This window comes from Brevibacillus sp. NSP2.1, from assembly GCF_000470975.2.
In the GTDB taxonomy this organism is placed as follows: Bacteria; Bacillota; Bacilli; order Brevibacillales; family Brevibacillaceae; genus Brevibacillus; species Brevibacillus agri.
This window is the reverse complement of sequence record NZ_CP048274.1, coordinates 667,558-688,505: the sequence shown is the minus strand read 5'-3', so window position 1 is coordinate 688,505 and position 20,948 is coordinate 667,558. Positions and strand designations below refer to the sequence as shown.

Genomic DNA, 20,948 nt, shown 5'->3' with positions numbered 1-20,948 from the left:
ACTCTCCGTCCTACAAGTCTGAATCGGCATCTTCCAGAATGGCGTTCGACTGCTTGCGCGAGAAATGCATCGCCGCATTGTAGCCCATCCGCTTCAGGCGGAAGTTCATCGCTGCCACCTCGATGATGACGGCCAGATTTCGCCCTGGTCGCACGGGTACGGTAATGATCGGGATGTCCGTGTCCATGATTTTCAGCGTCTCTTCGTCCAGTCCAAGCCGCTCATACATTTTGTGCGGCTCCCACAGCTCCAGTTGCACGACCATCTCAATATTTTTCACGTTGCGGACAGCCCCTGCTCCGAACATGGTCATGACATTGATGATCCCCACGCCGCGAATCTCCAGCAAATGCTGGATCAGCTCAGGTGCGCTGCCGCTTAGCTGGCCTGCCTGCGTCTGGCGAATTTCGACAGCATCATCCGCCACCAGCCGATGCCCGCGTTTGACCAGTTCCAAAGCGGCTTCGCTTTTCCCGATTCCGCTCGATCCCATAATCAGGACGCCGACCCCGTAAATATCCGTCAGTACGCCATGAATCGTGGTAGTAGGCGCCAGGCGGTTCTCCAGGAAGTTGGTCATTTTGCCCACCAAGGTCGTCGTCGCCAAAGGCGATTGCAGCACAGGCACGCCCCAGTTGTTCGAGGCCTCGATCATTTCCTCCGGGACAGGCTGGTTGCGCGTCACACAAAAACACGGCGTCTGCCCCTGCATCAAAAAATTCATGCGCTCCAATCGCTCATCCCTGTTCAGCGTCTGGAAAAAGTTGATTTCCGTCAAGCCAAACAGTTGAATCCGTTCCTCGGCGTAGTAGGAGTAGTAGCCTGCAAGCTGCAAGCCCGGACGGCTCAAATCCGTCACCGTAATCTCGCGCCCCAGCCCCTCTTCTCCGCTTAAAATCGTCATATTGAAATGATCCACAAGGTGGCTCACATTTGTCTTGCGCATGAAAGCTTCCCCCTTATCTGGGATATCCGTCCCCGGTTGTGTGCCTCTATTGTATCGAAACCATCTTGCCTCCGACAACCTTTGCCTCTCGACCCCCAACTTGCCTAAGCTTGCAATTTGTCGTATCATTTACATTTTTCGCGTTATTTCATAAGATATAAAATGAGGTTGGTATCAGGCGAAATCTGAGTTAAAGTGCAAATATAGACTGCTTTACTCCGAATGTCGGACAAAAAGAGGAGGCAACACCTTGGATTTTTTACTTCGCTTCTTACTCGTAGACATACCCGAAGCCTTCTTGCTACTGACGATTAGTTTGGCTTTATTCAACCTGTCGGTGTTCGAAAAGAAGAAACAAGCCATTCTATTTAGCCTGCTATTTGCACTAACAGGCGAGCTGCTAACTTTGCTGGAAGTGCTTTATCAACCGAAAGTGATATTGATGTTTTTATGCATGACTGCGTACCTGATCCTGTTATATCGGTTTAACATTCTCAAATCGGTATTTATGGGAACGATCGCACTGGTCGTCATGATTCTTGCCGAATCAATTATTCTCGCCATTTTTAACAGTCAGCAGTTATTCCTGGAAGAAATATTGTCTACTACGATGCTAGCAGTGTTTGCCCTTTTATTTTATCTAGGCGTATTTCTAACCATCGCTATCGTATTGCGAACAACCAAATTTGACATTCATCAGCTATTTCAGCACAACCGTTTAAATCGTTACTTGTTCCTGTTAATTCTTCTGGGAAGCGTCGAGTTTTTGCTCATTCTATTTATGAACACGTCGTTTTTTCTGAGAGAGAACAACTCGGCCATTCTTGCGCTGTATACTCCGCAGTTTCAAATGTTCTTTCAGTTAGCCATTTTGGCTTTGTTCATCGTGATTGTGGTTTTGTTCCGGATTTATCTTAATTTGACGATCAATCGTGTAGAAGAAGAAACCGGAACGCCTTATTTGAACAGCATTCAGGATCTCTTTACCGCCGTTCGCTCCATCAAGCACGATTCTTTGAACCATTACACAGCAATCAATGGATTCTTGAAAAAAGAACTGCATAGCCACGCCAAAGAATACGTAGAGCAACTGTTAAAGGAAACGGTCCTGATTGAAAGATCCGCTGATTCCAGTTCGCAAGTATTGGAGCGTATCAAAAATCCTGCCGTTGCTTCCTTGCTGCAATCCAAAATGGTAGTTTGTCTGGCTGAGCGTATCTCGCTCACGTTGGAAATCAAGGAGATCAGCCAGTTCTCGCACTACAAAACATATGATTTAATCAAAATCTTGGGCAATCTGCTGGACAACGCCATACGTGCAACCTCTTACGAACTGGAGGAAAATCGCTACATACGCCTTGAATGGGGACAAACAGAAAACGAGCACTTCCTGTATATCGAAAATAGCGGTCCGACAATCCCGGAATGTCAACTTCAGGAAATCTTCCAAATGGGCTATACCACGAAGAAAAATGGAGAAGGCGGACTTGGACTAGCCATCGTCAAAAACGTGGCGGAACGCTACAACGGCAACATTCAAGTCAAATCTGCCGATGGTATCACCAGTTTTTTCATTTCTTTTGCAAACCGCTAGCAGGGAGGCAACCGAATGACCTGGACAGAAAAATTGTCAGGAAAAATTGCCCGGTCGATTAAGACAGAAGATTCGCCATACACCGTGGGACAATTGGCGCATGGAATTGAACTCTTTTTGCTAAATGTCATCAATCTTTTCTTCATCGTACTCGTTTCTGCGGTATTCAACTTATTAGGAGAAGTCTTCCCTCTCCTTTGTTTCTTTTTTCTACTCCGTTTTTTCACGGGCGGCGTTCATTTTAAAAATCCATGGTCCTGTCTAGTAGCGACACTCCTGCTCTTACTTATTGGCGGTGCTATTATCAAGTATGTTTCTCTGGCTTCTGTTGCTGTCATGCCACTCCTCATCCTTCTCGTTGCAGGGGCAGGAACATTTATCAATTATACATACGCTCCAGCTAAACATACATACATGCCAGACAACCCAACTGTCCAGAAAAAGCATCGAAAAATCGCTATTCTACTGATAGTTATTGGTTGCATTCTCTCACTTTTCTTGGTAAGATATTCCTATAAGCTACCTATGACTTACATACTAGCAATTATCTATCAGTCTCTGCTTCTCATGCCTGTTTCGTTTCGCTTTGTATCTTTCCTAGAAAAAACATTTTCGAGAGGATGATACCCATGAAGAAAGTGCTTTCCACTGTTTGCAGTTTCTTTGGCGCCCTGTCTGTTTTGAGCGTCGCAGGTGTTATGAAAGTCGGTTTCTTGTACGAACCACTCCCGCCTCACATGCGAAACGAAGAGAAATCTAACAATCAAGCATAATCCCGCCACAATAGCAAACCCGCGAACTCTCCCGAAAGAGTCCGCGGGTTTTTTTGATGCTTTCTACCTTTTCTCTTTTTTCATGCCGACAACCATTTCGATCAACCAGCCAAAAATACTCATCAGCGCGGCAGCCACGATGACGATGCCGATATTGTCCGGCCACGGTCCCACTTCGAATCCGTCAATGAAGTAGGCTGTCAGGGCAAACGTCACAGCGTTGATGACAAACCAGAAAAGCCCCAACGTCAGGATCGTCAGCGGCAAAGTAAAAAACATCAGCACCGGACGAATCAACGTGTTCACGACACCCAAAATCAGAATGGCCCACAATGCCACGGTGAAATTCGCAACATAAATGGACGCAAACCATTTGCTAATGAAAAGCAAGGCAGCTCCGTTCAGGAGCATTTTGATTATCCAGCGGATCATCCTCATTCCTCCTTCCGCCAGTTTCCCCAGCGTCTACTGGAGTCCTTTCACTTCCCGCTCCCACTGCGCAAAAAAGCGGACCATGAACGCGTGCCGTTCCTGCGCAATCGCTTGGGCCGTTTTGGTGAACAGCCTGTCTTTGATGCGCTGCAGCTTCCAGTCATACTCCTTGAGCGGAGTATGCTGCTGCGGGTCGTCGGATTGGATAGGCCCTCCAATAACCCCAGTATAAGCAAAAACTCTGGCAACTCCAATAGCGCCAATTGAATCGAGCTTGTCCGCATCGAACAAGATTTTTTCTTCCAGGCTTACAGGCGGACGCTCCTTGCGAAAGCGATGGGCGAGGATCACGGACTGTACCCGCGCGATCAGTTCTTCTTCCATGCCGCGCTCCCGCAGCCATTTTCCTGCCATTCGCGCGCTGATTTCCGCGTGGCACTCCCCGGTCTGCCGCTCCTCCGCTCTCCCGACATCGTGCAGCAAAGCAGCGAGGCGCAGCACCTGCATGTCCGCCCCTTCCTCGCCCCCGATCCGCTCGCACATCGCCAGCACGCGCAAATTATGCTGCCAATCGTGTGCAGGGTCTTGACCGTCAAAGCATTTTTTCGCTTCCTCCACCAGATCGGCTGGGAGGGCCGCCAGCGCTTTAGCCACGTATTCCATGTTCTTCTCCCCCGTCTCTTGCCAGCATGAGCATGGCATGGCGCAGCCTCGCCACGCTTTTAGCGGTTCCCTTTTTCTTGCCCGGCTTGTTTTGGACAGAAAAAGACGCCCCCCTGCTTTTACCAGGGAGGCCATCTTTGTTTACTTCGATACCAACTGTTCCAGCTTGGCCATGGTTCTCGCTCTATCTCTTTCCAAAATCGGCTTCAAGTACGTTCCCGTGTACGAGCCTTCCAATTGCGCCACTTCTTCCGGCGTACCTGTGCCGACAATCTGTCCGCCGCGGGTACCGCCTTCTGGCCCCAAATCGACGATGTAATCGACCGTTTTGATGACATCCAGATTGTGCTCGATGACGAGTACTGTGTCGCCGTTTTCCACCAGGCGCTGCAACACCTTGAGCAGACGGTCGATGTCATCCGTATGCAAGCCTGTTGTCGGCTCATCCAAAATGTACAGCGTGCGCCCTGTGCTGCGGCGATACAGCTCGGAGGCCAGCTTGACGCGCTGCGCTTCCCCGCCGGAGAGAGTCGTTGCAGGCTGTCCCAGCTTCATGTAGCCAAGGCCGACGTCCACAATCGTTTGCAGCTTGCGCTCGATCTTCGGCAGATTGCGGAAAAACTCCACCGCATCCTCAATCGTCATTTCCAGCACGTCAGCGATGCTCTTGCCCTTGTATTTTACATCGAGCGTCTCCCGGTTGTAGCGCTTGCCGTGGCACACCTCGCAAGGCACGTACACGTCCGGCAAAAAGTGCATCTCGATTTTGATAATCCCGTCGCCGCTGCACGCCTCACAGCGCCCGCCTTTGACGTTGAAGCTGAAGCGACCTTTTTTGTAACCGCGCACCTTCGCTTCGTTCGTCGAGGCAAACAGATCGCGAATGTCGTCAAAGACGCCTGTGTACGTCGCCGGATTGGAGCGCGGCGTCCGGCCAATTGGGGATTGGTCGATATCAATGACTTTGTCCAGATGCTCCAGTCCCACGATGCGGCGGTGTTCGCCCGGCTTTACTTTGGCGCCGTTCAGATCGCGCGACAGCGCCTTTTGCAAAATCTCGTTGATGAGCGTACTTTTCCCGGAGCCTGATACACCTGTCACAGCGACGAACAATCCCAGCGGAATTTTCGCTGTGACGTTTTTCAGGTTGTTTTCCTTCGCGCCCTCGATTTTGATCCATTTGTCTGTAGGCTTTCTGCGCTCCAGCGGGACCGGAATGAACTTGCGACCGCTCAAATAGGCGCCTGTGAGCGAGTTTTCATCCTTCATCACTTCTTCCGGCGTGCCCGCAGACACTACCTGGCCACCGTGAATACCCGCACCAGGCCCGATGTCGATAATGTAGTCGCAAGCCATCATCGTATCTTCGTCATGCTCGACGACGATCAGCGTGTTCCCCAGCTTGGTCATATGCTCCAGGGTCTTAATCAGGCGGGCGTTATCCCGCTGGTGCAGACCGATGCTCGGCTCGTCGAGGATGTAGAGGACGCCCATCAGGCTGGAGCCGATCTGGGTAGCCAGCCTGATCCGCTGCGCCTCGCCCCCGGACAATGTCCCGGCCGCCCGGCTCAGAGTCAAGTAATCCAGCCCGACGTCGATCAAAAAGTTGAGCCGTGCCTTGATTTCCTTCACGATCAGGTTGGCAATCTTCGCTTCCCGCTCGGTCAACACCAGTTCATTAATGAACTGGTGTGCATCGAGAATCGACAGCGTCGTCAGCTCGGAAATGCTGCGCTCTCCAACCTTCACAGCGAGGCTCTCCTGACGCAAACGGTGCCCTTTGCAGACAGGGCAAGGTTTTTGGCTCATGAAGCCTTCGATTTGCTCGCGAATGTAGTCCGAGCTGGTTTCCAGATGACGGCGTTGCAGATTCGGAATGACGCCTTCAAACGGCACAACCGCTTCCCTGACTTGCCCGAACTCATTTTCATAGCGGAACTGGATTTTCTCCCCTTCGCTGCCGTACATCAAAATCTGCACTTGCTCCGGGGGCAGCTCCTCGTATGGAATGTCCATGCGAATGTTAAAGTGGCGGCAAGCCGATTCCAGCAACTGCTGATAGTAAGTCGACGACTTCGGCTCCCAGGCGCCAATCGCGCCGTCATGCAACGTCTTGGTCGCATCCGGAACGACCATGTCCGGGTCTACCTCCAGCTTTACGCCCAAACCGTCGCACTCCGGGCACGCGCCAAACGGACTGTTGAAAGAGAAAATTCGCGGCTCCAGCTCGCCGATGGAAAATCCGCAAATCGGGCAGGCGTGCTTCTCGCTGAACAACAGCTCCTCCTGCTCCATCACGTCGACGATCACCTTGCCGTCCGCGAGGCGCAAAGCCGTCTCCAAAGAGTCCGCGAGGCGCGACTGCACATCCGGCTTCACGACGACGCGGTCCACCACGACTTCGATGTTGTGCTTTTTGTTTTTTTCCAGCTTGATGTCCTCGGACAAATCGGTAATTTCGCCGTTCACACGCACGCGCACGAAGCCCTGCTTGCGAATGTCCTCCAGCAGCTTGACGTGCTCTCCCTTGCGCCCCTGTACCATCGGCGCGAGGATTTGCATTCTCGTGCGCTCCGGGTACTCCATCAGGCGATCTACCATCTGCTCGATCGTCTGGGACTGAATTTCGATGCCGTGCTCGGGACAGATCGCTCTGCCCACACGCGCATACAAAAGACGCAAATAGTCGTAGATTTCCGTCACCGTACCGACTGTGGAGCGCGGGTTGCGGCTCGTCGTCTTCTGGTCGATGGAAATAGCGGGCGACAGCCCTTCAATCGAATCCACATCCGGCTTGTCCATCTGCCCGAGGAACTGGCGGGCATAGGCAGAGAGAGACTCCACGTAGCGCCGCTGTCCCTCTGCGTAAATCGTGTCAAAAGCAAGGGAAGACTTTCCCGAGCCGGACAAACCCGTCAATACGACGAATTTGTCCCTCGGAATCACTACATCAATGTTTTTCAGATTGTGGGCACGCGCGCCCTTGACGACAATATGTTCCAATGGCATGAAAAAACCTCTCCTTAGAGTTCCGCCTTCAGCTCCAGAATCAAATCACGCAGTTCGGCCGCACGCTCGAACATGAGGTTGCGCGCCGCTTCCTTCATTTCTTCTTCCATGCGTTCGATGACAGCCAGTCGATCTTTCTTCGGCATCTTCTTGAAATCGGCGTGTGGCAAATAGTCCGCTTTTTCCTCGGCCACCTTTGTCGCCTCAATCACTTCGCGCACAGCTTTTTTCACCGTCTGCGGGGTGATGCCGTGCTTCTCGTTGTAGGCGAGCTGGATGGCGCGGCGGCGCTCCGTCTCGCGAATCGCCGAGTTCATCGAGTCCGTCATCTTGTCCGCGTACATAATCACGCGCCCTTCGGCGTTCCGGGCTGCCCGCCCGATCGTCTGGATCAGGGAGCGCTCGTTGCGCAGGAAGCCTTCCTTGTCGGCGTCCAAAATAGCGACAAGCGAAACCTCGGGCAAGTCCAGACCTTCCCGCAACAGGTTGATCCCGATCAGCACGTCAAATTCGCCCAATCGCAAGGAACGCAAAATCTGCATCCGTTCGATCGTCTTGATGTCGGAGTGCAAGTAGCGGACCTTGATCCCGATTTCTTTCAAGTAATCGGTCAGGTCCTCCGACATTTTTTTCGTCAATGTCGTGACGAGGACGCGTTCGTTTTTGGCAATCGTAGCCTGGATTTCCCCGATGAGATCGTCAATTTGCCCTTTGATCGGGCGCACCGAGATCGTCGGGTCGACCAGTCCTGTCGGGCGAATGACCTGCTGCACCAGTTCCGGGCAGTGCTCCAGCTCATACGGGCCGGGCGTTGCCGAGATGTATATCGCCTGGTTGATTTTTTGCTCAAACTCCTCGAATCGCAGCGGGCGGTTATCCTTCGCAGACGGCAGGCGGAATCCATGCTCGACCAGTACGTTCTTGCGCGCCTGGTCGCCGTTGTACATCCCCCGCACCTGCGGCAAGGTCATGTGCGACTCGTCAATCAACAGCAGGTAGTCCTCTGGAAAGTAATCCATCAGCGTGTACGGAGCGTGCCCTGCCGGAAGCCCCGTCAGATGGCGCGAGTAGTTTTCGATCCCGGAGCAAAAGCCCATCTCCAGCATCATCTCAATATCGTAGCGCGTCCGCTGCTCCAGCCGCTGCGCTTCCAGCAGCTTCCCGGCTGCGCGCAGCTCTGCCAGCCGCTCTTCCAGCTCCGCCTCGATGCTTTGGACGGCCAGCTTCATTTTTTCTTCGCGGGTGACATAGTGGGACGCAGGGAAAATCGCTACGTGGTCGCGCTGCCCTAAAATCTCTCCGGTCAGCACGTCAATGGCGGTAATTCGCTCAATTTCGTCTCCGAAAAACTCCACGCGAATCGCCTGCTCGCTCTGTGACGCCGGAAAAATCTCCACGACGTCTCCGCGCACCCGGAAGGTCCCCCGCGTAAAGTTGATGTCGTTGCGCGTGTACTGGATGTCGACCAGCCGATGCAAAATCTCGTCTCGTCCTTTTTCCATGCCGACGCGCAGCGACAGCAGCAGCTCCTTGTATTCTTCCGGCGAACCCAAGCCGTAGATGCACGATACCGACGCCACAATAATGACGTCGCGCCGCTCAAACAGGGCACTGGTCGCCGAGTGACGCAGCTTGTCGATCTCGTCGTTGATGCTGGAGTCTTTTTCAATAAACGTATCCGATTGGGGAATGTACGCTTCCGGCTGGTAGTAGTCGTAGTAGCTGACGAAGTATTCCACCGCGTTATTCGGGAAAAACTCCTTGAACTCTGCGCATAGCTGGGCAGCCAATGTCTTGTTGTGCGCCATCACCAGTGTCGGCTTGTTCACCTGGGCAATCACCTGGGCGGCCGTATAGGTTTTTCCCGTACCAGTGGCCCCGAGCAACGTCTGGTGCCGCTTGCCTGCCTGGAGCCCCGCTACCAGTTCGGCGATCGCGGTCGGCTGGTCACCGGACGGTTGATACTCCGATACCAATTCAAAACGGTCCATTCCCTCGTTCATCTCCTCGTTGCATAACTGTTTCTATTTCCATTATAACACAATTCCGGCTATGATAAGCCGAAATTCGAACAAATGTTTGTCTTCATCCTTCGACACATTATACCGATAATAAGTAGTAGTGTACAAGCACGTACGGTTAGACTCGCCACCTTCAGGGAGGATCGACATGTCAGATATCGGAACCACCGTTAAAAATAATCCTTATATTCAACCACATATGAGCTATCAAGGTAAAAAGGAGTTCACCACAGAGCTTGACAACAACGCCTTCATGAAGCTGCTGCTGGAGCAGTTGAAGCATCAGGACCCGATGTCCCCGATGGACAACTCCCAGTTCATCCAGCAAACGAGCATGATGACCATGGTGGAAAAAATCACCAAGATGGCGACGCTGATGGAGCAATCGAACAACAGCATGCTGACGCTGGAAAAGTACGAGTCGCTGATCGGCCGCACCGCCACCTACTCCCTCACGACCAAAGACGAGGTGACGGGTGAAACCTCGACGGAGACGAAGGAAGGCGTGCTCGACGCCGTTTACATGGACAGCGGCAAAATCTACTTCCGCGTCGCCGGAGAGTCTACCCCGATTCCGCTCGCGGACATCAAAGGTCTGGAATCGCAAGGCATGACCGGAAATGCGCTGGATAGCAGCGTGAAGTTCATGAACATGATCGGCAAGGAAATCTCGTACAAGACGACCAAGGAAGTAGACAAAGACGGCAATCCGGCGACCACAGACGACATCACCAAAGTAGATGAAATCGCCAACGCGGTCGTCACCGGCTTCTCCATGAAAGACGGCGCCACACAGTTTACGCTCGATAACGGCATGACGGTCAAGCTCGATCAGGTCGTGGGCATGAGCGTCAGGCCGGACAGCAGCGTCATGAGCAATTCGCTGCAGTACGCCCAAATGATCGGCTTCAACATCACCTATACGGAAAAGCAAACCAATACAGACGGCTCGACCATAGACAACAGCCTGAACGGTGTCATTAAAGCCGTCAGCATGAAAAACGGCGTCGTGGAGTTCGTCTTGACTGATGACAAAAAAATTGCGCTGAATCAAATCACCGGGTTTGAAGCGAGCGCCTAGTCCTTTCTATGCGAAAAAGCCGCACTTGCTCTCTCTGGAGCGTGCGGCTTTTTCTTTTTACTTGTCCCTATTCTTTTACGACCGTCTGTCCCGTAAGCGCATCGACATACAACGTCGTATCTATCTTCACATCGCCCCCGCAAAAACAGTGCGAGCGGGTCTGGCGGAAGGACAGGTCATAGCCAAGCTTCCAGCTCATCGCGCTTGTTTGCCGATCCTTTTGGTGAATGTAGGTCAGTTCAAGCGGCATGGCTTGCAGCAATCGCTCCATCGCTCCCTGTTCATTGATCGCCTTGGCGCGAGCGGGGAAAACCATGTTGTCCGGGCGCTTCACGATAACTTCCTCGACCTTGCCCGTCCACGCATTTGCGGTAATCGTGTACATCCCTTCTTCTTTCATCTGCCCGATCCGGTAGACAGGAACGCCGCCGATAAGCGGGTCGGCCACCAGCGTCGTATATTTGTCGGTGCCGACATCGGCAAGCCTCAACTGGTTGCTTCCGGAAGGCACGAGTCTTCGCAACAACGCTTCCGCCCCTTTGCGATCCCGGCTCTTGTCTGTTTTGGCGGTGGACCACTGCTCATCTGCCTGCTTGTAGACAAAACGAATCAGCCGCCCTGTCTTGGCATCGGTTTCGAGCATAATATGGTGCTTTTGGGCCTGGCTGATCCCTACCGGAAAACTTCCGATGTGGTATTTCTTGTCCGCATCGGCGACACTCTCCGGGAAGTAACCCCAAATAAAGAAACGGCGCTCCTGGCCGTCATCGTACTTCTCGTCCAATACGGCAAGCGGCAAATTGGCTGATTCGAGTTTGAACAGGATGCGCAGCAAATTGCGGGCCTCGTTCTCGGTCTGCGCGCTCCACTTTTCCCCTGTCCCGGTCACGTTCAAAATTTGTGCCTGCTGGACTGGTGCTGCCAGCCTTTTTCCGCTGAACGCGTCCAAGGCACTGCCGGTATGCTCCTGCGAAATGACTCCATCCTTGACAATATAGGCGAGACGCGCTGCCGTCTGATTGTTTTGCTCCTGCTCCGGCAGCAAGTACACCAGCTCCAGCGGGCGTTGTCCCTTCCACTTGCCCACTGCTTGCGCTGCGGAAATGACGCGCTGCGGCGAAGGGAGTACCGCCAGATTCACGGTTTCATACAATCGCCCGTCAAACATCCGCAACCCGACAAGCCGCCCCGCGGCGTCGAAGCTGACAAAGCTGTCATACGCATCGTCGAACACCACATTGTTCACTTTGCGAACCATTCTGACCGTCAGTTTGCCTTCTTCCTTCTTCACTTCTCTCGCCTGATACGTATTTCCAGCAAGCAAGCCTGTCAGGAAAGTCTGCGCTCGCGTTTTCGCTTGCTGGTCAGTCGGAAATGCTGGCTTTGCCATTTTGGCGGGAACGAGGTCCAACTGGAGCAAATTCCCTGTGGCTCGGTCAAAAATCGCGCTGTCCTCCCCCTGAGCTGTTCCGGTGGCCGCCCGCACAAAAGACACTTTTACGCCGCTGACACCTGGTCCATCCACATCGCCACCGTAAACGACCTTGCGCGAAGACAGTTCCGGCAACAGCCGAACCAATTTTTGCACCCCTTTGGCAACAGGTGCAGGGACTGCGCTCTCGGCATTCGCTGCGAGTACAGAACTGGCCGATTTTTCTGCGCTTGCTCCGGCAAATGGCGCAACCATTATGCTTGTCGCCGTTAACGCCCCAGTCAAAACGCACAAGACCGTTTTTTTCAGATCGGACAAATGACTCACTCCCTTCATTTCCTCGTAAAGGTAGACGCGCCAGCCAGGCGTAAGTTTTACGAACAGACGAGCTTTTCAGAAAAATGTTTTTATCGAACCTGTCTATCCAAAAAAAAGAAGGCACGCAACCGTTGGCGCATACCTTCTCCCCTTCTCTCGTTCGATACATCAAGCTCCGACATTCAGTTTTTCCAGCTTCTGCTTGATAAGCTCGACGACGCTGGATCGTTTCAAATCGACAAATACGCGAGTCGTTGCGTCCGGCACCACGATGATTCCCAATTGATGGTGATTGCCCGCGTAGACAGCGCACTGCACAAACTTCATCTCGCCTTCGCGCGTGAGCACTTCCATTTTGCAAAAAGCCGGATTGGCCTGCAACGCCGGGTACAAGTCTTCCTTGTCTCGCACCGGAATGCCGTTGACCTTCACGATGATTTCTCCTGTCGCAATCCCGATCTCCTCTGCCCGCGTGCCCGGGATGACTCCCATGACCTTGATGCCGCGTGAAGACTGGATGTAGTAAGGAGAACGCTTCCTTTCTTTCCACTGGCTCCAGAAAAACAACGCTTCATGCCCGAACAACGCAAACAGGGCAGCGAGCAAAACGAGCGGGGCAAACAAGACGGACAGGGCGCAAAGCGCCAAAAGCCCGACTGCGTACCAGGTAAGGTTTTTGGAAATTTGCTTGACCTTTTCCAATGGTGTCATCGTCTGGGTCATATCCGAAAAACCCGTAACCGTCGGCAGCAGCATCAGTCCGAAGGAAGCAAGCTCGCCTGAAAAAAACGGCCAACCCGGATAAAGCGCGCCACTGATCGTCCCCGGCTCCACCTGGACGAACAGGGCAAGCGGAGTCAGCCAAAAAGAATGCAACAAGTAAGCCCCGACGATTCGTCCGCGCTGTCCTTCGACAAACAGCGGAGAAGCGTCCCTGCCTCCGTTCCAGCGGACGAGCATCGCTTCGATCAAGTGCATGATGGCTACCAGGGCAAGGAGCGGAATCGGCTTCGCCTGCAGCAGCATTGTCCACACACTGCCCAGACCAGGAACGTCCTGCAAACCCGGAAACAGTTGGGCAATTACATGGAAAACCGTCAGCAGACCCGCCGCATAAGCAAAGCAGAGAAAACGCAAGCGAACCAGCGCCAAAAGAAGGGCCAATGCCCATAAAATCCACAAATCCTGCGCCTGCACGACGACTCCCAGTCCTGCGGCGAGAAGAGAGATGCACAATCCCCCTGCCACGCCCATCCCTACTGCGCGGATTGTCGAAAGGAGCGGAGACTGCATGCGTGCGGCAAAGAGCTGCCTTTCCAGCTTCATCTGTCTGCGATAGTGCAAGTAAATGAAGCCGAGAAAGAGGTAAAAAACGGGATTGAGAAAAAATGCGGCAAAGCCATATGCAATGGAAAGCATATCTGCCTGAATCGCCAATTGCCTCACCTCAAATGGAAAAAAAGAAAACCACGACATGTGATTTGCCGTGGTTATCATTTCTACGGAAAAGCGGAATTTCCCTGCTTCCCTGTTCTTGATTATTTTTCCTATTTGCCGGTAACGACATCCAGCGCCTTCTGCAATTGCAGATCGTTCTCCGGCTTGCGCATCGTTTCGCGCAAGCTTTCTTCGAGCTGACTGCGGGTCGCCGCGTCCACTTTTCCGGTTACAGGCAGCTTTTTCGCCGTCTGGAACTGCTTGATCGCCTGTTCGGTCTTTTCGTCAAAGTAGCCGTCATCGCGGCCTGGCGACAATTTCAGTCCGGTCAGGATCAGTTGCAGGTTCTTCACGTCAGCGCCTGCCATGTCGCGGGCCAGCTCCTTGTCGGCTGGCAACTGCGTCGCATTGAAATAATCAGGCTGCGCGACCTTGAAGTCCGGCTCGATTCCTTTTTTGTGAATCCATTCGCCGCTTGGGGTGACCCATTTGGCGATGGTCAGCTTGAGCTGGCTCTTGTCCGTCATTTCCATCGTGCTTTGGACAGTGCCTTTTCCGAAGCTCTTTTCGCCGACCAGCTTGTAGTTGCCGCTGTCGCGCATCGCCCCGGCCAAAATTTCCGAGGCACTGGCACTTCCGCCGTTAATCAGGACCGCAATCGGATACGGTTTGGCAGCATCCGTTGTCGAGCGGTACTCTTCTTTTTGCTGCCCGCCAGCACCGTACTCAATGGCGACGATGACGCCTTTTTTCGGCACGAGCACTTCTCCGATTTCTTTGACAGCCAGCAAATAGCCGCCCGGATTGCCGCGCACGTCGATGACGAGGCCGCCGATTCCCGTTTTCTCCAGGGAAGCAAGCTGCTCCTTGAAGTGCTTGGCTGTTTCCGTCGAGAACTGGGTAATGCCGATCACGCCGACCTTTACGCCGTTTTTCTCGATAATTTGGCTATTCACCGTTTCGATTGGAATATCGTCACGAATGCACACGATGTTGAGCGGCTCTGCCACTCCTGCGCGAACGACCTTCAGAACGGCTTTCGTTCCTTTTGGCCCGCGAATTTTGGTCACGGCCTGATGCAGATCCAAGCCTTCCAGCGATTCTCCGTTGACGCTCAAAATCTGGTCGTTCGGTCTAAGACCCGCACGCTCGGCCGGAGAACCTTTGAACGGCGAGACGACGGTAACCCGTCCGTTTTGCATCGTGACCTCTGTGCCGATTCCCTGGAAAGTCGAATGCAGCGTCGAGGTAAACTCTTCGGCTGATTTCGGGTCCATGTAATCGCTGTACGGATCTTCCAAAGCTCCGACCATCCCGCCGATTGCGCCTTCTACCAACTGTTCATTCGTAACCGTTTGAATGTAGTCTTTTTTAATCGCTGTAAACGCTTCATACAGCTTCTTGAACTCCTGGGGATATTCCGAGCCTCCCGAAAACACCGCGCCTGTGGACGCAGTCAGCGCCCCATTCTGAGTTGCGTTCGCGCTGGCTGATGTCTTCATCATCGCTATGGTCAAAAAGCTGCTGGCCACCATCGAGATGAGCACAAGCGCTAATACGGTACGTCCTTTCCATCTCACTACTCACGTCACCATCCTTTGTGCTACCGGCAAAAAGATATGCTGCTAGTGTATGCATTTGCCGTTAGCAATATTTGTCTGGCTGCCCGTTGCTTGACTATTTCAGGTACGGCATAGGGTTGACGGCAACGTCGTTTTTGTAGACGGTAAAATGAAGGTGATTTCCGGTAGAGCGGCCAGTAGAGCCTACTTCGGCGATTTTTTGGCCTCTCGATACGGATTGTCCCACAGAAACCTTGATGCCACCCTCGCGAATGTGTCCGTAGAGCGTGGTGATCTCCGCACTGTGTTTAATCATTACCGTATTCCCGAAGCCGTTGGAATACCCTGCGAAAATGACGACCCCGTCAGCCGCAGCCAAGATCGGCGTTCCTTTGTGTGCTGCCATGTCTACACCATTATGCCCAGCAGAACGGCCTGTAAACGGGTCTGACCGCATCCCGAAGCCTGAACTGAAGCGAAACTGTCCGTCCGCGATCGGCAAACCGAGCTTGCCGCCCTTGTACCCTGTGCTGGACGCGCTCATCGCGCGCACACGCTCCGCATATTTGGCGGCTTCCTGACGTGTGATTTCGATCAGTTGCTGTCCGTACTGCTCCAGGTCTTCTTCCAGTGCGGCCTCTTTTTTCTTCAGTTCGGCCTTGACCACGAGACTTTGCTTGTACTGCTTGTCCAGTTCAGCCTTGAGCGCTTCCGCCTCGTCGAGCATTCCCGCGTAAACGGTCAGTTGATGCTCGATTTCTTTCTTCTTCGTCTCGATCGTTTCTTTGTCGCGAATATTGTCTTCTAGGATACGCGTATCCTGCTCAAGGATCAACTGCAAACCCTCCATGCGGGTCAGAAAATCGCCAAAGTCGGACGATCCGAGCAGCACGTCCAGGTACGAGACATTTCCCCGTTCATACATGGATTTTACCCGGGTTTTCAGCAGCGTTTCCCGCTTCGCTACCCGATCCTTCGCCTCGTCCAGTTGATCTTGCGCCTCGGCAGCTTTTTCCTTTGTTTCATTCATTTGCTTTTCGAGCTTGTCCAGCTTGTTTTGCGCCTCGTTGCGGCGCAGGTCGATCGTCATCAGTTGCGTCTGCAAATCTTGCTGTTCCTTTTGCACGACACTGATCTGCTGCTCGGTTTGCTTCAATTGTTGCTGCTGTTGTTTCTTCTTTTGCTGTATTTCCTTCAACTCGCGATTGATCTTGTCCAAAGATGCTTTGCTGGCTGCCCAGCTCACGTTAGTCGGGATCGCAGAACCAGCCAAGAGGCCGGTGATTAAGAGTGTGTATAGGATCCTCTTTCTCATGATACTCCTCCCACGTTTTCCAATGTTAAACTCGCAAGAAGCGGCGCACAGACACCAAGCTTCCCCAGATTCCGATAAACGCGCCAATCGCCAGCAAAGCGAGGGCTACCTGATATACCAATGGGTACAATGGCAACAGTTTGAACAGTTGGGAAGCTTCGAAGCTGGTATTGATAGCATCCAGCAGGTAGTAGTAGCCAACTGTCAGCATGATGATCGGGATCAGCGCCCCGGACACTCCCATCAGCAGTCCTTCTACAAAAAACGGCCAGCGGATAAACCAGTTTGTCGCGCCAACCAGCTTCATGATCTCGATCTCTCGGCGTCTCGCGACAATCGTCAGCTTGATCGTGTTGGCAATCAAAAACATGGCGGTAAAGCCCAGGCCGACGATGAAGCCGATCCCGACGTTTCGCACAGTGTCAGTGGCAGCGAACAGCTTTTCAACCGTCCCCTCCCCGTAGTTCAAGCTTCTGACCGATTTCATTTGCTTGATTTGATTGGCGACTGCCGGCGTATCTTGCGGCAGCTTCGTCTTGACCACAAAAGAATCGGGAAGCGGATTTCCCTTTTCCAAGCCGTCAAAAAGGTACGCCTTGTCGCCCATGCTTTCCTTGAACTGCTTCAAGCCTTCGTCCTTGGAAATGAACTCGACGGACTCCACCGTCGGCATGTTGCGCACGCTCTGTTCGAATTTTTGCAAGTCTTCCTTGGGGGTAAGGTCCGCCATGAAGACTCTGATTTCCACTTGTTTTTCGACTGATTTGGCAAAGTAGTTGACGTTCATTGCCAAGATGAGGAACACGCCCAAAATGAAAAGGGTGATCGTAACGGCACTGACCGACGCGAACGACATCCAGCCGTTCCGGCCGAGGTTTTTGACCCCTTCACGGACATGGCGTCCCAGCGTTCTAATCTTCATAACCGTAATCCCCTCTCTGCTCATCACGGGCGATCTGTCCTGCCTCGATGGCAATGACCCGCTTTCTCATCGTGTTGACAATCTCCCGGTTGTGCGTCGCCATGACGACAGTCGTACCGCGCTGGTTGATTTCCTCAAACAGCTTCATGATCTCCCAGGACGTCTCCGGGTCGAGGTTACCCGTCGGCTCGTCCGCGATAATAATGCCCGGGTTGTTTACCAGCGCCCGCGCGAGTGCCACCCGTTGCTGCTCGCCACCAGACAGCTCGTTTGGCAGCATTTTCGCCTTGTGCTTCAATTTGACCAATCCCAGCACGTCCATGACGCGCGGCTTGATCTGCTTCGGGTTACTCTCGATTACCTCCATCGCAAATGCGACATTTTCGAATACAGTGAGTGTCGGCAACAGTTTGAAATCCTGGAAGACAACCCCGATGCTGCGGCGAACGAGCGGAATTTGCCGTTCCTTGATCCGGCTGACATTGAATCCGCCGAGAAAAATTTGGCCCTTGGTCGGCTTCTCTTCGCGGTACATGAGCTTAATGAACGTGGATTTTCCCGCGCCGCTCGGCCCAACCACATACACAAATTCGCCTTTTTCAATCCGAATGTTGATACCCTTCAAAGCATTCGTGCCATTCGGGTACGTTTTCCAAACATCAAACATCTCGATCAAGCAAATCACATCCTACATTGTCAGATCCTTCTATATTCTCTTGATCCTGATTTTTTGTTTTTCCGCCGAAATGCTGCTTTTTCAGGCAAAATCGACAAAACCCCTCTTCCCTCGGGCAACCGTTGCCATACCTTGTTGAAAAACAGCGAGGTTACCCATCTTATTTATTATACCACCCTGTTTCGCGGATGGTATCCACTAAATCTCTCATTTCTTGTCGAAACCGCCTCGTTTCTCTTCCATCCGACATGAAATGTCCAAAAAATTACAGCAGCACATCGCTCGCTGGCACGGGTCAGGGCAGTCCGCTACAATGAATGTATGCATGAGTATGAGAGGAGCTGGCAAGATGGAAAACTTCGTGTACTACAACCCGACACAACTTATTTTCGGCCGGGGACAGTTGGCCCAACTGGAGGAAAAAGCCAAGCAGCTCGGCAACACGGTATTGCTTGTGTACGGCGGCGGCAGCATCAAGCGCTCCGGTCTTTACGACAAGGTCACAGCGCTTCTGCAAGCTGCGGGCTGCCGCGTATTGGAGTTGCCTGGCGTCGAGCCGAACCCTCGTCTTAGCACGGTGAAAAAAGGGATTGATCTGTGCCGGACAGAAGGGGTCGACTGGATTCTCGCCGTTGGCGGCGGAAGCGTGATTGACGCGGCCAAGGCAGTAGCTGTCGGCGTCCCCTACGAAGGGGATGTGTGGGATTTTTACTCGCGCAAAGCAGTGGCCGAAAAAGCCTTGCCTCTCGGCACCGTTCTGACGCTGGCCGCAACAGGCTCGGAAATGAACAGAGGCAGCGTCGTTACGAACTGGGAAACAAAAGAAAAGCACGGGGCTGGCACCACCTTCCCGACCTTCTCCATCCTCGATCCGGAAAATACGTTCAGCGTCCCGCGCGATCAGACGATCTACGGAATCAGCGATATTTTGTCGCACGTTTTCGAACAGTATTTCACGCATACAACCGAGATTCCGCTCCAGACGCGCTTCGCCGAGTCGATCATGAAAACCGTCATTGAAAACGCCGAGCGCGTCCTGGAAAACCCGCACGACTACGATGCCCGCGCCAACATCCTGTACTGCGGAACGATGGCGCTCAACGGCACGCTGCCTGTCGGCGTGACAACTGACTGGGCTACCCACTCCATCGAGCACGCCGTCAGCGCCGTGTACGACATTCCGCACGGCGGCGGCCTGGCGATCATCTTCCCGAAATGGATGCGCTACGTCTATCGCGAAAACGTCGCCCGCTTCGTCCGCTTCGCCGTGGAGGTGTGGAATGTCGATCCCGCCGGCAAAACAGACGAGGAAGTGGCGTTAGAAGGAATTGCGGCAACAGAAGCGTTCTTTGCCCGCATCGGAGCGCCGACCCGTTTGGCGGACTACGAAATTACAGACGAGCATTTGGAGCTGATGGCGGAAAAAGCGACGCCGTTTGGCCCGATTGGTCAGTTCAAAACATTGACCAAAGAAGATGTCCGCGAAATTTTGCGCATGGCTTTGTAAAAGTTGTAAAAGCAAAAACGCCGCACTCTTCCCATGAGAGTCGCGGCGTTTTTTAGGATGGGCTTCTTTTCCGATCACCATACTTGCTTCTCAACTTGTGAACGATCAGGAGCAAAAGCAACAGGGCAATCGAGTAGGTAAAATCGTAAAACGGCCAGTACTGCGAGATGATGTGCACGTACACGACCATGTTCGGCGTGAAAATGTTCGCCATCACCAGCAGCATCACCATGTACGGCAAGGTCAGTACAGACATTTCCCGAATCCGAAACACATGCCGCAGCCCCAGTTGAAAAAACACGCTGTAAATCATGATCTTGACGTTGACAGCGATGAACCAGACTACGGCCAAAATCGCTTCCAGCCGTTGGATGAACAGCCCGATCTTCATTTGCTTGGCGAGCACATACGAAGGGTACCCGTGTCTTGCTGTCATGTCTGCCCCCAGGACGAGAATGCACATTAAAATGACGAGTACGAGCACAAGCCCGCCTAAAAATGCGCCTTTCAAAAAATACCGCATTCGCCTCTGAATCGGGGATACGTATGGCAAGATCGCCAAAAAAATAACCAGCTCAGAAAACGGAAAAGCAATGGACGGAATCGCGCCTGCCAAAACAGGCTTCCAGCCATTTTCCAGCACCGGCTGCAGTCTGGCTACGTCTGCCTGGGGAATCAGACAAAGCATCAGCAGCACGAAAAAGCAAAAGAACCCGTAAAAGTAAATTTGCGCGGAATCAGCGACAGTTTGCAGCCCCAGGCGCACTCCGAACATGATGAGACTGACGAGCAGCAGTTGAATGGCTATGCTCGGCGTGTCATTCAACAAATACGTCCCGACAAAATCGCCCGTCTCCAGGACGTGTGCCGCAGCCGAAAAAAATGTGTACCAAACAAAGGAAAGTGTAATCACCGTGCCCAACACTCGCCCAAACATGTTATCTATAAAAGAAAAGAAGCTTTCATTCGGATAGCACTTGCCTACTGCGATCATCAAAAGAACATTGCCCAGTCCGATCAGCAGCCCGACCGTCACCGAAATCCAGGCGTCCTGTTTGGCGAGCTCCGCCGCAATGGCGGGCAGGACGAGCACGGAATCGCCAATCGTGACAAGGGTAACCAGCATCATAAATTGTCGGGGACTGATTTTGTAATTCTCTAGCATGGTGTTTTTTGCCCGCTTTCGACCCTATGACCTTTTCACAATTATTGCCCCAGACCAACCGAGCTAAACGCCAAGAAAGCCTCTCGTGCCACGCC

16 protein-coding genes are annotated in these 20,948 nt (G+C 52.9%); 4 read left to right on the top strand and 12 right to left on the bottom strand.

Translation table 11 applies throughout. The features are described from left to right. Window positions 1-10: 10 nt before the first annotated feature. Window positions 11-946 (bottom strand): HPr(Ser) kinase/phosphatase, encoded by a 936-nt coding sequence (hprK, locus tag M655_RS03335; RefSeq protein ID WP_005829909.1) that lies wholly within the window; start codon window positions 944-946, stop codon window positions 11-13. Window positions 947-1,196: 250 nt separating this feature from the next. Between hprK and M655_RS03330 the strand changes: the two genes are divergently transcribed. Both M655_RS03330 and M655_RS03325 read left to right on the top strand, forming a co-directional pair. Next, window positions 1,197-2,540: a sensor histidine kinase gene (locus M655_RS03330; protein ID WP_286085960.1), complete on the top strand. Its 1,344-nt coding sequence runs from the start codon at window positions 1,197-1,199 to the stop codon at window positions 2,538-2,540. Window positions 2,541-2,555: 15 nt separating this feature from the next. Beyond that, window positions 2,556-3,164, top strand: coding sequence for an accessory gene regulator ArgB-like protein (locus M655_RS03325; protein WP_005829905.1), 609 nt, complete (start codon window positions 2,556-2,558; stop codon window positions 3,162-3,164). A gap of 212 nt (window positions 3,165-3,376) precedes the next feature. Here the strand turns inward: M655_RS03325 and M655_RS03320 are convergent, their stop codons facing one another. From M655_RS03320 to uvrB, 4 genes are all read right to left on the bottom strand, one after another. Then, the gene (locus M655_RS03320) at window positions 3,377-3,745 is read right to left on the bottom strand and encodes a phage holin family protein (RefSeq protein WP_005829904.1); all 369 of its coding nucleotides are present in this window, start codon (window positions 3,743-3,745) and stop codon (window positions 3,377-3,379) included. A 33-nt stretch (window positions 3,746-3,778) separates the two neighbouring features. Continuing rightward, window positions 3,779-4,408, bottom strand: a complete 630-nt coding sequence (locus tag M655_RS03315) for an HD domain-containing protein (RefSeq protein WP_026557524.1) — start codon at window positions 4,406-4,408, stop codon at window positions 3,779-3,781. A gap of 141 nt (window positions 4,409-4,549) precedes the next feature. After that, the gene (gene uvrA / locus M655_RS03310) at window positions 4,550-7,417 is read right to left on the bottom strand and encodes an excinuclease ABC subunit UvrA (protein ID WP_026557525.1); all 2,868 of its coding nucleotides are present in this window, start codon (window positions 7,415-7,417) and stop codon (window positions 4,550-4,552) included. A gap of 14 nt (window positions 7,418-7,431) precedes the next feature. After that, entirely contained in the window at window positions 7,432-9,408 is a 1,977-nt protein-coding gene (uvrB, locus tag M655_RS03305; protein WP_026557526.1) for an excinuclease ABC subunit UvrB, read from the bottom strand. A gap of 178 nt (window positions 9,409-9,586) precedes the next feature. Here uvrB and M655_RS03300 point away from each other — a divergent pair, with 178 nt between their 5' ends. Then, window positions 9,587-10,519, top strand: coding sequence for a flagellar hook assembly protein FlgD (locus M655_RS03300; protein ID WP_005829896.1), 933 nt, complete (start codon window positions 9,587-9,589; stop codon window positions 10,517-10,519). Window positions 10,520-10,586: 67 nt separating this feature from the next. Here M655_RS03300 and M655_RS03295 read toward each other — a convergent pair whose 3' ends face one another. From M655_RS03295 to ftsE, 6 genes are all read right to left on the bottom strand, one after another. After that, window positions 10,587-12,287 (bottom strand): hypothetical protein, encoded by a 1,701-nt coding sequence (locus M655_RS03295; RefSeq protein ID WP_035422890.1) that lies wholly within the window; start codon window positions 12,285-12,287, stop codon window positions 10,587-10,589. Window positions 12,288-12,437: 150 nt separating this feature from the next. Next, window positions 12,438-13,706: a PDZ domain-containing protein gene (locus M655_RS03290; RefSeq protein ID WP_025844307.1), complete on the bottom strand. Its 1,269-nt coding sequence runs from the start codon at window positions 13,704-13,706 to the stop codon at window positions 12,438-12,440. A gap of 110 nt (window positions 13,707-13,816) precedes the next feature. Next, window positions 13,817-15,286, bottom strand: a complete 1,470-nt coding sequence (locus tag M655_RS03285) for a S41 family peptidase (RefSeq protein WP_007777953.1) — start codon at window positions 15,284-15,286, stop codon at window positions 13,817-13,819. 97 nt (window positions 15,287-15,383) lie between these two features. After that, entirely contained in the window at window positions 15,384-16,583 is a 1,200-nt protein-coding gene (locus tag M655_RS03280; RefSeq protein ID WP_025844305.1) for a murein hydrolase activator EnvC family protein, read from the bottom strand. Between the two features lie 25 nt (window positions 16,584-16,608). After that, complete coding sequence (ftsX, locus tag M655_RS03275; protein ID WP_025844303.1) at window positions 16,609-17,505, bottom strand: permease-like cell division protein FtsX; 897 nt, start codon at window positions 17,503-17,505, stop codon at window positions 16,609-16,611. Continuing rightward, complete coding sequence (gene ftsE, locus M655_RS03270; protein ID WP_005829887.1) at window positions 17,495-18,181, bottom strand: cell division ATP-binding protein FtsE; 687 nt, start codon at window positions 18,179-18,181, stop codon at window positions 17,495-17,497. The genes ftsX and ftsE overlap by 11 nt, the downstream gene beginning before the upstream one ends. A gap of 349 nt (window positions 18,182-18,530) precedes the next feature. Between ftsE and M655_RS03265 the strand changes: the two genes are divergently transcribed. Continuing rightward, a complete protein-coding gene (locus tag M655_RS03265; RefSeq protein WP_026557528.1) occupies window positions 18,531-19,688 on the top strand; it encodes an iron-containing alcohol dehydrogenase in 1,158 nt (385 codons plus the stop codon). 52 nt (window positions 19,689-19,740) lie between these two features. On the opposite strand, the gene M655_RS03260 is transcribed toward M655_RS03265, so the two are convergent. Continuing rightward, a complete protein-coding gene (locus M655_RS03260) occupies window positions 19,741-20,853 on the bottom strand; it encodes a GerAB/ArcD/ProY family transporter (RefSeq protein WP_005829885.1) in 1,113 nt (370 codons plus the stop codon). Window positions 20,854-20,948 lie beyond the last annotated feature (95 nt).

Excerpts from the sequence above, each read along its gene's own strand:
- M655_RS03280 (WP_025844305.1), bottom strand. The coding sequence starts at position 16,583 with ATGAGAAAGAGGATCCTATACACACTCTTAATCACCGGCCTCTTGGCT.
- M655_RS03315 (WP_026557524.1), bottom strand. The coding sequence starts at position 4,408 with ATGGAATACGTGGCTAAAGCGCTGGCGGCCCTCCCAGCCGATCTGGTG.
- M655_RS03295 (WP_035422890.1), bottom strand. The coding sequence starts at position 12,287 with ATGAAGGGAGTGAGTCATTTGTCCGATCTGAAAAAAACGGTCTTGTGC.
- M655_RS03260 (WP_005829885.1), bottom strand. The coding sequence starts at position 20,853 with ATGCTAGAGAATTACAAAATCAGTCCCCGACAATTTATGATGCTGGTT.
- hprK (WP_005829909.1), bottom strand. The coding sequence starts at position 946 with ATGCGCAAGACAAATGTGAGCCACCTTGTGGATCATTTCAATATGACG.
- M655_RS03300 (WP_005829896.1), top strand. The coding sequence starts at position 9,587 with ATGTCAGATATCGGAACCACCGTTAAAAATAATCCTTATATTCAACCA.
- M655_RS03320 (WP_005829904.1), bottom strand. The coding sequence starts at position 3,745 with ATGATCCGCTGGATAATCAAAATGCTCCTGAACGGAGCTGCCTTGCTT.
- uvrB (WP_026557526.1), bottom strand. The coding sequence starts at position 9,408 with ATGGACCGTTTTGAATTGGTATCGGAGTATCAACCGTCCGGTGACCAG.
- ftsX (WP_025844303.1), bottom strand. The coding sequence starts at position 17,505 with ATGAAGATTAGAACGCTGGGACGCCATGTCCGTGAAGGGGTCAAAAAC.
- M655_RS03325 (WP_005829905.1), top strand. The coding sequence starts at position 2,556 with ATGACCTGGACAGAAAAATTGTCAGGAAAAATTGCCCGGTCGATTAAG.
- uvrA (WP_026557525.1), bottom strand. The coding sequence starts at position 7,417 with ATGCCATTGGAACATATTGTCGTCAAGGGCGCGCGTGCCCACAATCTG.
- M655_RS03265 (WP_026557528.1), top strand. The coding sequence starts at position 18,531 with ATGGAAAACTTCGTGTACTACAACCCGACACAACTTATTTTCGGCCGG.